This window comes from Lysinibacillus cavernae (assembly GCF_009724685.1).
Taxonomy (GTDB): Bacteria; Bacillota; Bacilli; order Bacillales_A; family Planococcaceae; genus Lysinibacillus; species Lysinibacillus cavernae.
The window spans coordinates 814,381-827,254 of record NZ_WMEF01000001.1; the positions used below are offsets into that span (position 1 = coordinate 814,381).

The 12,874-nt window shown below is 39.5% G+C and carries 14 protein-coding genes; all 14 read left to right on the forward strand.

All coding sequences use genetic code 11. The annotated features are described in order from the left end of the window. The first annotated feature begins 286 nt into the window (after window positions 1-286). The 14 genes from aroC (at window position 287) to GJU32_RS04030 (ending at window position 12,851) form a co-directional block, all read left to right on the forward strand. Window positions 287-1,468, forward strand: coding sequence for a chorismate synthase (gene aroC / locus GJU32_RS03965; RefSeq protein WP_155590627.1), 1,182 nt, complete (start codon window positions 287-289; stop codon window positions 1,466-1,468). A gap of 3 nt (window positions 1,469-1,471) precedes the next feature. Then, window positions 1,472-2,563, forward strand: coding sequence for a 3-dehydroquinate synthase (gene aroB / locus GJU32_RS03970; protein ID WP_155590628.1), 1,092 nt, complete (start codon window positions 1,472-1,474; stop codon window positions 2,561-2,563). Then, window positions 2,560-2,928, forward strand: a complete 369-nt coding sequence (aroH, locus tag GJU32_RS03975) for a chorismate mutase (protein ID WP_155590629.1) — start codon at window positions 2,560-2,562, stop codon at window positions 2,926-2,928. The genes aroB and aroH overlap by 4 nt, the downstream gene beginning before the upstream one ends. Window positions 2,929-2,946: 18 nt before the next feature. After that, on the forward strand, window positions 2,947-4,047 hold the full coding sequence (gene hisC, locus GJU32_RS03980; protein WP_155590630.1) for a histidinol-phosphate transaminase: 1,101 nt from the start codon (window positions 2,947-2,949) through the stop codon (window positions 4,045-4,047). Further along, window positions 4,044-5,141: a prephenate dehydrogenase gene (locus GJU32_RS03985; protein WP_155590631.1), complete on the forward strand. Its 1,098-nt coding sequence runs from the start codon at window positions 4,044-4,046 to the stop codon at window positions 5,139-5,141. The genes hisC and GJU32_RS03985 overlap by 4 nt, the downstream gene beginning before the upstream one ends. 59 nt (window positions 5,142-5,200) lie before the next feature. Further along, the gene (aroA, locus tag GJU32_RS03990; RefSeq protein WP_155590632.1) at window positions 5,201-6,487 is read left to right on the forward strand and encodes a 3-phosphoshikimate 1-carboxyvinyltransferase; all 1,287 of its coding nucleotides are present in this window, start codon (window positions 5,201-5,203) and stop codon (window positions 6,485-6,487) included. A 96-nt stretch (window positions 6,488-6,583) separates the two neighbouring features. Beyond that, the gene (locus GJU32_RS03995; RefSeq protein WP_155590633.1) at window positions 6,584-7,852 is read left to right on the forward strand and encodes a tetratricopeptide repeat protein; all 1,269 of its coding nucleotides are present in this window, start codon (window positions 6,584-6,586) and stop codon (window positions 7,850-7,852) included. Window positions 7,853-7,866: 14 nt separating this feature from the next. After that, window positions 7,867-8,424 (forward strand): ReoY family proteolytic degradation factor, encoded by a 558-nt coding sequence (locus GJU32_RS04000; protein ID WP_036123193.1) that lies wholly within the window; start codon window positions 7,867-7,869, stop codon window positions 8,422-8,424. 142 nt (window positions 8,425-8,566) lie between these two features. Beyond that, complete coding sequence (locus GJU32_RS04005) at window positions 8,567-9,016, forward strand: YpiF family protein (RefSeq protein ID WP_155590634.1); 450 nt, start codon at window positions 8,567-8,569, stop codon at window positions 9,014-9,016. Between the two features lie 154 nt (window positions 9,017-9,170). Next, on the forward strand, window positions 9,171-9,677 hold the full coding sequence (locus tag GJU32_RS04010) for a Rieske (2Fe-2S) protein (protein ID WP_155590635.1): 507 nt from the start codon (window positions 9,171-9,173) through the stop codon (window positions 9,675-9,677). A gap of 19 nt (window positions 9,678-9,696) precedes the next feature. Then, complete coding sequence (qcrB, locus tag GJU32_RS04015; RefSeq protein ID WP_155590636.1) at window positions 9,697-10,371, forward strand: menaquinol-cytochrome c reductase cytochrome b subunit; 675 nt, start codon at window positions 9,697-9,699, stop codon at window positions 10,369-10,371. Between the two features lie 41 nt (window positions 10,372-10,412). Beyond that, window positions 10,413-11,186 (forward strand): menaquinol-cytochrome c reductase cytochrome b/c subunit, encoded by a 774-nt coding sequence (locus GJU32_RS04020; RefSeq protein WP_155590637.1) that lies wholly within the window; start codon window positions 10,413-10,415, stop codon window positions 11,184-11,186. A gap of 333 nt (window positions 11,187-11,519) precedes the next feature. After that, window positions 11,520-12,116 (forward strand): lipoprotein heptaprenylglyceryl N-acetyltransferase LhaT, encoded by a 597-nt coding sequence (gene lhaT, locus GJU32_RS04025; RefSeq protein WP_155590638.1) that lies wholly within the window; start codon window positions 11,520-11,522, stop codon window positions 12,114-12,116. Window positions 12,117-12,176: 60 nt separating this feature from the next. Next, on the forward strand, window positions 12,177-12,851 hold the full coding sequence (locus tag GJU32_RS04030) for a zinc metallopeptidase (RefSeq protein ID WP_155590722.1): 675 nt from the start codon (window positions 12,177-12,179) through the stop codon (window positions 12,849-12,851). Window positions 12,852-12,874 lie beyond the last annotated feature (23 nt).

Here is a 12,874-nt window from a genome sequence, read left to right on the forward strand (position 1 = left end):
ACGCTTTTCGCTTATCCTAAGCAAAGGCGTATTTTTTATCTTGATTCAGCACATGTTGTTTACCGAAAGAGAAAACGTCAGATCTTGAAGACTCTTCCTCTATAATGGGAAACACTTCATTTGAGTAATCTAACAAGTTCTTTAATAATGTCGTTCAGAATATTCGCATTTAGGGGTATAGAAATGGCAGGTACTTAAAAGACATTTGTAAAAGGACTGTTTTTTTAAAGAATATATGTTATAGTGAAAAATACATACTTTAGCGAGTTGAAGGGAGAAAGCGTTTATGCGTTACTTAACAGCAGGTGAGTCACACGGACCCCAATTAACGACAATTATTGAGGGCTTACCGTCACTCTTACCCATAACAGCAGAAAGCATTAATCACGATTTAAAACGACGTCAAGGAGGTCATGGACGTGGGCGCCGTATGCAAATCGAAACAGATACGGTTGAGATTGTCGCTGGTGTTCGTCATGGACAGACACTAGGGTCACCTGTCGCACTCGTTGTAACAAACGATGACTGGAAGCACTGGACTAAAATTATGGGTGCTGAGCCTTTGGATGAGAATGTCAATCCTGAGGATATCAAACGTCAAATTTCACGACCTCGACCAGGTCATGCCGATTTAGTAGGAGGCATGAAATATGGTCATCGAGATTTACGAAATGTATTGGAACGTTCTTCTGCGCGTGAAACAACTGTACGTGTAGCAGTCGGCTCTGTGGCGAAGGCTTTGCTAAATGAATTAGGCATTTCTATTGTCGCCCATGTTACCGAGATCGTGGGAATTAAGGCAGATACGTCCTTAATAGAAGGCAGAACAACGGAAGAAATTCGTGCTATTGTTGAAGCTGATCCATGTTATTGTGTAGATCCAGTGGCTTCAGCCAAAATGGTTGAGGCTATTGACGAGGCGAAAAAAGCTGGTGATTCTATTGGTGGTGTAGTAGAAGTCATTGTAGAAGGTATGCCAGCAGGTGTAGGCTCCTATGTACATTATGATCGTAAGCTTGATGCGAAACTAGCCGCTGCCATGCTATCCATTAATGCATTTAAAGGCGTAGAATTTGGACTTGGCTTTGAAATGGCACGTCGTAAAGGCTCTGAAGTGCATGATGAGATTATTTGGTCTGAAGAAGAAGGCTATACGCGTGCGACGAATCGACTTGGTGGCTTAGAAGGTGGTATGTCTACTGGAATGCCAATCGTTGTGCGTGGTGTGATGAAGCCAATTCCAACATTATATAAACCATTACAAAGTGTGGATATCGAAACAAAAGAGCCATTTAAAGCGAGCGTAGAGCGCTCTGATAGCTGTGCTGTACCAGCTGCATCTGTAGTTGCTGAGCATGTTATTGCCTGGGAAATAGCCAATGCTATTTTGGAGCAATTCCATAGTGATCAACTACCTCAATTAAAAGCTCAAATTGACGAGCATCGTCAATATACAAAGGGGTTCTGATTTATGCGTGTACCAGTTGCAACAAAATCGCATCATTATGAGGTAGTACTTGGCCATCAATTTCTAACTGAAGCCATTCAAACATTTGAAGATAAACTGCAAAAGGCAGATAAGCTTATTGTGTTTACAGATGCCAATGTATGGGCTGCACAGGGAGACTATTTCAAGGCAAATTTCCCATATAATTTTGAAGTTTTTATTTTGCCTGGTGGTGAAGCATGCAAAACTTTTGAACAATACAACGCTGCTCAAACATTTTTATTGGAACAAAAGTGCTCCCGGAAATCATTTATTTTTGCCTTTGGTGGAGGAGCTGTTGGAGATTTAACTGGGTTTGTTGCGGCAACTTATATGCGAGGGATTCCATTTATTCAAATTCCAACTACCATTTTAGCGCATGATTCAGCAGTTGGTGGTAAAACAGCTATTAATCATCCATTAGGAAAAAATATGATTGGCGCATTTTATCAGCCAGAAGGTGTTATTTACGATACTGTTTTCACTGAAAGCTTATCTGAGCGCGAGGTACGTTCAGGAACGGCAGAATTAATCAAGCATGCGATGATTTCCGATGCAGTATGGTTAGAGGAATTAATGACAGCAGATTCAGTCATTCATTTTAATCAAAATGAACTAGCAAAACAGCTGAAAAAAGGAATTGAAGTCAAAGCACAAATTGTAGCTGAGGATGAAACAGAGCAGTCCGTTCGAAAATTTTTAAACTTAGGCCATACATACGGACACGCGGTTGAAGCGGCTGCTGGCTATGGCAAAGTAGCACATGGTGAAGCGGTTATGATTGGACTCGTATATTGTTTATTATTAAGCGAGCGATACGGAGAATTGGATCGAGCATTCACCAAAGCATTTTTACAGTTTGCAGTGAAAAATGGCTATCCTTTTGAGGCTGTAAATGATTATTCATTCGAACAGTTAACAAGCTATTTGATGAAAGATAAAAAAGCGGAATATGGCATTTTACAATTTGTTTTATTGGATAAAATTGGTAAACCTTTTGTAAGGGCTATTGATTTACAAGAATGCAAAAAAGTAGATGAAGAATATAGACAGTTATTAGCGGAGGTGCTTGTATGATTCGTGGACTTAGAGGGGCAATAACAATTGAATCTGACAAGCCAGAGCTTGTATGGGATGAGACAGCTAGACTAGTTCGTGAGGTTGTGGCAGCAAATAACGTGGAGATAGATGAGATTGCATCGATTCTTATTTCCACAACACCAGATATTACTTCTGCATTTCCTGCACGTGCGGTACGCTTGATGGACGGATGGCAATATGTGCCTGTTATGTGTACTCATGAAATGGATGTGCCTAATGCGTTACCATTGTGTATTCGCGTATTAATTCACGCGAATGTAGAGGTAGCACAAAAAGATGTAAAGCATTTGTATCTCAATGATGCAGTGAAATTAAGACCAGATTTAGCTCAAGTTAAATAAGTAGAGGAGATGTTTTAGATGAAGTGGAAACAACAATTGGACGGTATGCAAGCATATAAGCCAGGGAAACCAATTGAAGAAGTACAACGTGAATATGGCTTAAAGGAAGTCATTAAATTGGCATCTAATGAAAACCCGTTTGGGTGTTCACCTAAGGTAATAGCTTACTTACAAAATAATGCAGTGAATCATGCACTTTATCCAGATGGCTATGCACAAAATTTACGTACAGCTGTTGCGAATCATCTAGGTGTTAAAGAGACGCAGCTTCTTTTTGGTAACGGCTCTGACGACATCATTGCTATTATTACTCGTGCACTGTTGTATCCAGGGGTAAATACTGTTATGGCTGACCCATCTTTCTCTCAATACTGGCATAATGCTGAAATTGAAGGTGCTGAAGTACGTAAAGTGCCTTGTATTGAAGGTGCACATGATCTAGAAGCAATGGTGGCTGCAATTGATGAGAAAACATCCATTGTTTGGGTATGTAGTCCGAATAATCCTACGGGGGTTGTGATTCCAGGTGCTGCATTACGTGCCTTTCTTGCCAAGGTACCAAACGATGTCCTTGTCGTATTAGATGAAGCTTACATCGAATATGTGACGCACCCTGATCACTTGAATACACTACCAATCATTGATGAATATCCGAATGTTCTGTTATTGCGTACGTTCTCTAAAGCTTACGGCCTGGCATCGTTCCGAGTTGGTTATGCGATTGGGCAACCTGACATCATTGCGAAGCTCGATCCTGTACGCTCACCATTTAATAATACGATTTTAAGTCAAGCTGTTGCGACTATTGCGCTCAGTGATCAAGATTATATTGAAGCATGCCGTGAAGCCAATGAAAACGGTAAAAAGCAATACGTAGAATTCTGTGAAAAGCATAATCTAAAATACTTCCCATCTGATACGAACTTTATTTTCTTTGATACGCAAGCTGATAGTGATGTAGTTTTCCAAGAGCTTATGAAAAGAGGCTTTATTGTCCGCAGTGGCAATGCGCTAGGATTACCAGGATTTATCCGTGTCACAATCGGAACAGAGGCTCAAAATGCAGCATTACTTAGCCAACTTGACGAAGTATTAAAACAACAAGGGGTATTTGCATGACACGCAATGTGCTCGTTATTGGGCTTGGATTAATCGGTGGCTCCATTGCCCTTGCTTTACAAAAAGCGCCTGAAACAAAGATCATTGGCTATGATATGGACGCTCAAACGCGTGAGCGTGCAAAAACATTAAATATTGTGCATGATGTTGTCACGGATCCACAAGCTGTTGCTGCAGATATTGATATCATTATCTTTGGTACACCTGTTAATGCAACGCTCGAATGGATGGAGCAATTAAAATCATGGCCATTAAAAAATAAAGTCATCGTAACAGATACAGGAAGTACAAAAAAATTAATTATGCAAAAAGCCAGCGAATTACGTGAACTTGGCATAACGTTTATTGGTGGACATCCAATGGCTGGTTCTCATAAAAGTGGTGTGTTAGCTGCAAAAGCACATCTTTTTGAAAATGCGTATTACATGCTCACACCTCTCGCTGGAGAAGAAATCATTCATATGGCGCAGCTTGAAAGTTTACTAAAGTTTACGCATGCAAAAGTGGTTAGTGTATCTGCAAGTGAACATGATCATATGACAGCTGTGGTGAGTCATTTCCCACATGTCATTGCTGCTTCACTTGTGCATCAATTAGGTGGAGAAAATGGGGAATACCCAATGACACGTTCTCTTGCAGCAGGAGGTTTTCGTGATGTTACACGAATAGCTTCTTCAAACCCTATTTTATGGCGCGACATTACTTTGCAAAATCGCGATGAGTTACTCACTCAGTTAGAAGGCTGGGAAAAAGAAATGACTCGTATTAAGGAATTGCTGACGAATGGTTCTGCTCAGGAAATTGAATCCTATTTTTCTGTTGCCAAAGAGCTGAGAGATGAATTACCGATTAGTGCAGGAGCGATGTATACGCCGTTTGACCTTTATGTTGATGTGCCTGACTATCCAGGTGTTATTTCAGAAGTCACGGGTTTTCTAGCTGAAGAAGCGATCAGTATTACCAATTTAAGAATCGTCGAATCACGTGAAGATGTTTTCGGTATTCTGGTTATTAGTTTCCAAAACGAAAATGATCGTAAACGTGCTGTAACTTGTATTCAAAAACGAGCAAATTTCGAAACGTATATTTCATAGCAAAAGAAAGCGTCGGCATTTCGGCGCTTTCTATCTTCATATTGGAGGGAAGAAAGTTCATGAGTGAAAAAGTCTTACAATACAATAAACCTTCTTTACAGGGAGCTCTAACCGTTCCTGGCGATAAATCTGTATCTCACCGCTCTGTAATGTTCGGAGCCATTGCTAGTGGGACAACGACAGTGGAAGGTTTTTTATTAGGTGAAGATTGTTTAAGTACAATAGATTGCTTCCAAAAGCTTGGTGTTCAGATAGATGTGGAAGGAACGAATGTAACGATCCATAGCCCAGGAATGGAAGGGTGGCAAGAGCCTTCAGAGGTGTTGTATACAGGTAACTCTGGTACAACAACACGTTTAATGCTAGGCATATTAGCTGGTTCTACTGTCCATTCAGTGATGACAGGGGATGCATCAATAGGAAAAAGACCAATGCGACGCGTGATCGATCCACTTCGTCAAATGGGTGCACATATAACTGGGCGTGCAGACGGGCAATATACACCCCTTGCCATTCAAGGGACAACACTACAAGCTATTGATTACAAGATGCCTGTAGCAAGTGCACAAGTGAAATCTGCTATTTTACTAGCTGGCTTACGTGCAGAAGGAACAACCATTGTCAGAGAAACAGAAGTATCTAGAGATCATACAGAGCGCATGCTACGTCAATTTGGTGCCCATGTAGAAGTTAATCAAGGTGTCGTTTCAATTGAAGGGGGACAATCCCTTAGTGGGACACATGTTGCTGTACCAGGAGATATTTCCTCAGCAGCCTTTTTCTTAGTAGCAGGAGCGATTTGCCAAAATAGTCGATTAACACTAAATAATGTTGGCATCAACCCAACACGGGATGGCATTATCGAGGTACTTCAAAAAATGGGTGCAACGATGACAATGACGCCAAGTGATGATACGCAAGCTGAACCTACAGCAACAATCCAAATCGCAACATCTAAGCTATCCGGTACGGTAATTGAGGGTGATATTATTCCACGATTAATTGATGAGATTCCGATCATTGCATTACTAGCTACGCAAGCACATGGTCAAACGATCATTAAGGACGCAGAGGAGCTAAAAGTGAAGGAAACTGACCGCATTACTGCTGTTGTAACGGAATTGAAAAAGCTCGGTGCCGATATCGAAGCAACAGAAGATGGAATGATTATCAATGGACCGACGTCCTTAAAAGGTGCAAGTCTTCAAACATATGGTGATCATCGTATTGGTATGATGGGAGCTGTCGCAGCTTTCATTACAGATGGAGCAGTTACATTAGATGATGCACAATGTATTGCTGTATCCTATCCAACGTTCTTTGAGCATGTTGAGGCAGTGAAGTAACAATTAAAGATAGACTCTCCAAGCTTTTGGGGAGTTTTTTCTTGTTTCGAAGGTAAATGTTTTGTAGCATAAAGGTATTAATGAAAGAATAGGTGAATGACTGTGAACAATGCGATGACTGAAATGATGCAAGCACTTGAACAAGGGGACTTAGCATTAATAGATCAGCTATTAGAATCATTTTTAATGAAGGAGCTACCCGAGGAGATTTATGCACTTGCTGAGATTTTTATGCAATATGGGTACATGAAAGAAGCTGACCGTGTTCTGGAGCATTTACAATTTTTATTCCCAGAAGAGGCACAGTTAAAAATAGATCGTGCAAATGTATTAATGGAGCTTGGTGACGAAGATGAAGCGTTGGATTTATTGCTAGAAGTTGAAGAATCTTCACCAGAATATCCTCAATCTTTATTAGTTTTAGCTGATTATTATCAAATGCAAGGGTTATTTGAGGTTGCAGAAAAGCGTATAAATGAAGCATTAGCAATTTTACCAGACGAGCCATTATTACATTTTGCGAAAGCAGAGCTTTTATTTGAAACAGGTCGTTTTTTAGAGGCTGCAAGATTGTATGAAGAATTATATGAGCAGCAAGAAGAATTTGCTGGTATTCATCTTGTCGAAAGATTGGCAGAGGTTTATCGTGCAGGGGCTGCCTATGAAACGGCTTTCGATTATTATGTAAAGGCCCTTGAGGATGAGGTAAAGCCAGATATTTTATTTGGAGCTGCTTATTCAGCTTTCCAATCGCAAAAATACGAAATGGCTATTAAACAATTAGAGGAATTGAAAGAATTAGATCCTGATTACTTCTCAGCCTACTTATTGCTTGCGGAAAGCTATGCTATGACAGAGGATAATCCAAAAGCATATGCCGCCATTCAAGAGGGCTTAACACGCGATGAATATGATAAATCGCTCTATTTGTTTGCTGGTAAAATGGCGTTAAAAAATGGCTTGCCTGAAGAAGCAGAGCAACATCTGCGAGAAGCCATAGCGCTGGACCCTGAATATATGGAAGCAGTACTGGCACTTATTTCTGTGTTAGGGCAGCAGGAGCGTCATGAGGATGTTATCGAATTATTCGAGACTTTACAGCAAAACGATTTTGAATGGAGCACATTATATCCATTTGCAGCAGAAGCATATGAAAATTTAGAATTGTACGACCGTGCATACGAATTTTACCGTTTGGCATATAATGATTTTAAGGAAGACGCAACATTTTTAGAAAAATATGTTTTCTTCTTATTAGAGGAAGGAAAACGTTCAGAGGCAAAAGAGGTTCTTGGACAATTAATCAACATTCAACCGGGTGAACCAGAGTGGCAAGAGAAGTTAGAAACCTTAGAATTTGAGTAAAGGAGGGAGTGGGTATGACTGCTTCTGTATCAGTTGTTGATAAAAAAGCATTTGTTCGATGGTTTTTAAAAAATTATCAATTGAAACGTCGTGAGTGTGTGTGGATTTTAAATTACTTATTAAGTAATGATGATTTATTAAAAAGAATCCGATTTGTGGAAGAAGCTCACTATTGTCCTAGAGCGATGGTAATGTCGACAGTAGACTCAACAGGTGTGCCTTTTCGTTTCTACAAAGGCAATGTAATGACGGCGGATGCCGAGAAGTCTTTCCATGATTTACGCTTACATGAACAAGAAGATATGTATATACAATTGAATTTTCCAAATATACCACCAAGTGCACAATACTTAGCAGTTCTCGAAGAAAACCCTTATATGCCAGAAACACTGCTAGTCAGTGAAAAAGATCGTTTACTGGCGGAAGAGCTGCTTTCCAATAGCTTACTCGTATTCCAAGAAGAAAAATTACTCGCACAAATTGATGAAGCCCTCGACCAGGGAGATGAAGAGCGTTTCTATGAATTGTCTAATTTGTTACAAGCACTAAAGGAAACGGCTAATTTACGTTAATTATAGGTAAAAATTGAATGTCCTTTATCCACTTCAATATGGTAACATTACTAGTGAATGATTGTTTTCACTTTTAGTTGGGTATCCTATTGAAGAGTGGATAAGGGCATTTTTTATTTTGTGATAAAAGGAGGTTTGTTGAATGTATTTTAATGCAAACGATGTGACATCGTTTATGGCGCAGAAAGATTTCATTGATACTGCGATTGTTCCACTCGTATCCATCGATTTATCTTCTGAAAAAATGAAACAGAGTGGTGCCGAAGTAGATTTTGTAATGTCTTTAACTTCTTTTATAGAGCAGCAGTTTAAAGGCCGTTTACTTGTCATGCCACCATTTTCTTATATGACAACTTTAAAAAACGATGAATTACCACAGCAATTAGAAGCACAATTACATAATGCTGGATTTAAGCATGTGTTCTTCATTACTTGTGACCACGCTTGGACAACTAGTGGAGATATAGTAAATATTATTTGGTTACCAGCTATTCCGTTAGAAAGTATGGATGCAAGTGTGAAAAAATCTATTATGGAAGATCAATTACGACAAGTGATTCCGATGCTTTCGACTAAATGGGCACAGATTTAACAATTAGTTTCAATAAATGTTCACATTCTCCAGCTTTCCACAGAATGCTATATTGACCAAGCTATGGACTTGATATATCATATATATGTCCTAGTATTACTATTTGTAAAAGTATGTCCGTTGGACTGACCTTTAAGTTAGAGGGGGGAAAATAATGAGTAATAATCGAGTTTCACGTCGTCAATTTCTAAGCTATACACTTACTGGTGTAGGTGGATTTATGGCGGCAGGTATGCTAATGCCAATGCTTCGATTCGCAATTGATCCAGTATTACAAAAGCATGATGGTGGAGATTTTGTAAAAACAGAGCATAAAATCGCTGACCTCACTGAAGCACCTGTAAAAGTTGACTTTTCATTCGAACAAGTTGACGCATGGTACAAATCGAATGTTACAAACGTAGCGTGGGTATATAAAAACGGCGATCAAATCATTGCTCTTTCACCAGTTTGTAAGCATTTAGGCTGTATGGTGGACTGGGGTGGAGATTCAGCTCACCCAGATCAATTCTTCTGTCCATGTCACGCAGGGCGTTACGAGAAAAACGGGAAAAACGTTGCAGGTACACCGCCTCTAGGTCCGTTGGATGAATTTGAAGTACAAGATCAAGATGGCTATTTAATGATTGGTCCAGCAAAAGCAAATACTCTAGTTAAATAAGTAAGGGGGTACGACAACAGTGCTAAATAAAATTTATGATTGGGTCGATGAGCGCTTAGATATTACACCGATTTGGCGTGATATTGCCGACCACGAAGTGCCTGAGCACGTTAACCCTGCACATCATTTTTCAGCATTCGTTTATTGCTTTGGTGGATTAACGTTCTTCATCACAGTAATTCAAATTCTTTCTGGTATGTTCCTAACAATGTATTATGTACCAGACGTTGTGAATGCCTGGAAATCAGTTTATTATTTACAAAACGAAGTAGCATTCGGTGAAATCGTACGCGGTATGCACCACTGGGGAGCTTCATTAGTAATCGTAATGATGTTCTTACATACACTTCGTGTATTCTTCACAGGTTCTTATAAGAAACCTCGTGAGTTAAACTGGATGGTTGGTGTAGGTATTTTTGGTGTAATGATGGGTCTTGGTTTTACAGGATATTTATTACCATGGGATATGAAAGCATTATTCGCTACTAAAGTAGGTATCGAAATTGCAGCATCTGTACCGTTTATCGGTGGAATAATTAAAGTACTATTAGCGGGTGACACTACAATTCTTGGTGCTCAAACGTTAACTCGATTCTTTGCGATTCATGTATTCTTCTTACCTGCAGTATTGTTTGGGTTACTTGCAGCACACTTTATCATGATTCGTCGTCAAGGAATTTCAGGACCGTTGTAATTGTCTTGACGGTTCGATGATCTTTAAAAGGAGGGGACACTATGCATCGCGGAAAAGGAATGAAATTTGTCGGCGATTCTCGTATTAAAGCGAATCACAGAATGCCGAATGTTCCAAAGGATTATTCCGAATATCCAGGTAAGACGGAAGCTTTCTGGCCGAACTTCTTACTGAAGGAATGGATGGTAGGTGCTGTATTTTTAATTGGATACTTATTATTAACTGTCGCTCACCCGTCACCACTTGAAGGGCCGGCAGATCCAACTAGAGCATATACACCGCTACCGGACTGGTACTTCTTATTTATGTATCAACTTTTAAAATACTCATTTGCTTCTGGTCCATACAATGTTATCGGAGCTATTGTAATTCCAGGTCTTGCATTTGGAGCGCTATTATTAATGCCATTTTTAGACAAGGGTCCAGAACGTCGTCCATCTAAACGTCCATTACCAACAGCGTTTATGTTATTATCTCTTGCTTCTATGTTCTACCTAACTTGGGAATCAGTTGTTAACCACGACTGGGAAGCTCAAAAAGCTATGGGTGCGATCGTAGAAACAGTTGAGTTCGATGAAGAATCAGAAGGTTATAAAGTCTATGCTGGTTCAGCATGTATTACATGTCACGGTGAAGGTTTAGAGGGTGGAGCTGGTGCGCCAACTCTAATGAACACAGGTTTAACTGCTGATGAAATTAAGGACATTGCACATAACGGTACAGAGAGCGGTAAAATGCCTCCAGGGTTATGGACAGGTTCTGATGAAGATCTGCAAAAACTTGCTGAATTCATCGAAAGTTTAAAAGCAGAGTAATAGTAAAAGAGTCAGGAAACTGGCTCTTTTTTTTCTACCTTGTTATACTATTGGGACTGATAGCCATGCAAAAAGGTTCCCTTTTACAATGTTTTTTAGCGAAAAATGTCGATAAAACAGTTGTTATCTTGATGAACGGGAGTTTACGCATTGTTTATTTGAGTGAAAGCGAAGCGCCAATTATGCCCAGGCGCAGTTGATTGAGAGAAGTAAGCGAATCAAATCAATAAAATAACACATATTGAAGTTAAGGAAACATAAACGGTAGAGGTTTGGTTCTAGGTTTCAAGTACTATACATAAAAAACTTTTTTAAGTGAAAGGAGTTGAAATCTTGCAAATAACAAGAGCAAATATTTGGTATCTTCTCACACACAAATCATTTTTAATAGCTCTGCTTATTATTAATCTATTGGGCACTATTTATGGCTATTATTGGTACGGTTGGCAATTGGCGATAACGAAGCCTATTTTTTATATTTTTGTTCCAGATAGCCCAACAGCTAGCTTATTCTTTTGTTTTGTATTGATTGCTTGGATCTTGGGTAAAAGCTGGCCGTTAATGGAAGTACTAGCCCTTGTTACATTGGTGAAGTATGGTTTATGGGCAGATGTCATGAATATTTTGACGTTGATTGAAACAGGATCCATTGGATGGCAAGGTTGGATGTTGGTCGGCTCGCATTTTGCCATGGCAGTTCAAGCCATTTTGTATATGAAAAAATATGTCTTTACTTATTGGCATGTGGCAATAGCAGCTGTTTGGACATTACATAATGATGTCATCGACTATGTTTTTGGTCAAATGCCTATGTATCGAGATTTAGCCGAATACACAAGCTATATTGGCTACTTTACGTTTTGGTTATCAATTGCGTGCATTTTTCTTGCGGTCTTCTCAATTAGGTGGCGCAAATATTTGCCGAATTAGGGTATAAATTATAGAATTATAGTATAGAGGTAGAAAGGGGTTAGAAAATTGTCAACAAGCATGTATATTGTTTATTTTGCGATTATTATGCTACTTCCACTTTATGCACAAATGAAAGTGAAGGGTACGTATAAAAAGTTTGCAAAACAACGTACAATGAAGGGGCAGACAGGTGCAGAAGTAGCGCGTGCGATTTTAGATGCGAACGGCTTATATGATGTACGAGTTGTGCCAACGCAAGGTGTGTTGTCTGATCATTATAATCCGGCAACAAAAACAGTTGCTTTATCAGAAAGTAACTTTTATGAAGCGAGTGTTGCAGGTGCTGCGGTTGCTGCCCATGAGGTAGGTCACGCCATCCAACATAAAGAAGCTTATTCTATGCTTACATTACGTAGTAAGCTCGTTCCAGTAGCAAGCATTTCTTCCAATATGTCTTGGATTTTTGTAATGGTTGGTATTTTTGCAAGTAGTACGAATTTCTTGCTGTTAGGTATCATATTATTAGCAGCAGGTGTTGTTTTCCAATTAGTGACACTGCCAGTGGAGTTCGATGCTTCGAAGCGTGCCTTAGTTCAAATGAATTCATTAGGTATTATTACAAATGAAGAAGAACGTCCAGCACGAAAAGTGTTAAGTGCAGCAGCACTAACATATGTAGCAGCGGCAGCAGTAGCTGTACTTGAGTTATTACGTTTAGTGTTAATTTTTACAAATATGCGTAGCGATGACTAAGAAAAAACTTGTTATAGTGGTGC

What these genes read in the sequence shown, in the direction of transcription:
- aroC (WP_155590627.1), top strand. Translation starts at nt 287, where the DNA reads ATGCGTTACTTAACAGCAGGTGAGTCACACGGACCCCAATTAACGACA.
- aroB (WP_155590628.1), top strand. Translation starts at nt 1,472, where the DNA reads ATGCGTGTACCAGTTGCAACAAAATCGCATCATTATGAGGTAGTACTT.
- aroH (WP_155590629.1), top strand. Translation starts at nt 2,560, where the DNA reads ATGATTCGTGGACTTAGAGGGGCAATAACAATTGAATCTGACAAGCCA.
- hisC (WP_155590630.1), top strand. Translation starts at nt 2,947, where the DNA reads ATGAAGTGGAAACAACAATTGGACGGTATGCAAGCATATAAGCCAGGG.
- GJU32_RS03985 (WP_155590631.1), top strand. Translation starts at nt 4,044, where the DNA reads ATGACACGCAATGTGCTCGTTATTGGGCTTGGATTAATCGGTGGCTCC.
- aroA (WP_155590632.1), top strand. Translation starts at nt 5,201, where the DNA reads ATGAGTGAAAAAGTCTTACAATACAATAAACCTTCTTTACAGGGAGCT.
- GJU32_RS03995 (WP_155590633.1), top strand. Translation starts at nt 6,584, where the DNA reads ATGACTGTGAACAATGCGATGACTGAAATGATGCAAGCACTTGAACAA.
- GJU32_RS04000 (WP_036123193.1), top strand. Translation starts at nt 7,867, where the DNA reads ATGACTGCTTCTGTATCAGTTGTTGATAAAAAAGCATTTGTTCGATGG.
- GJU32_RS04005 (WP_155590634.1), top strand. Translation starts at nt 8,567, where the DNA reads ATGTATTTTAATGCAAACGATGTGACATCGTTTATGGCGCAGAAAGAT.
- GJU32_RS04010 (WP_155590635.1), top strand. Translation starts at nt 9,171, where the DNA reads ATGAGTAATAATCGAGTTTCACGTCGTCAATTTCTAAGCTATACACTT.
- GJU32_RS04020 (WP_155590637.1), top strand. Translation starts at nt 10,413, where the DNA reads ATGCATCGCGGAAAAGGAATGAAATTTGTCGGCGATTCTCGTATTAAA.
- GJU32_RS04030 (WP_155590722.1), top strand. Translation starts at nt 12,177, where the DNA reads ATGTATATTGTTTATTTTGCGATTATTATGCTACTTCCACTTTATGCA.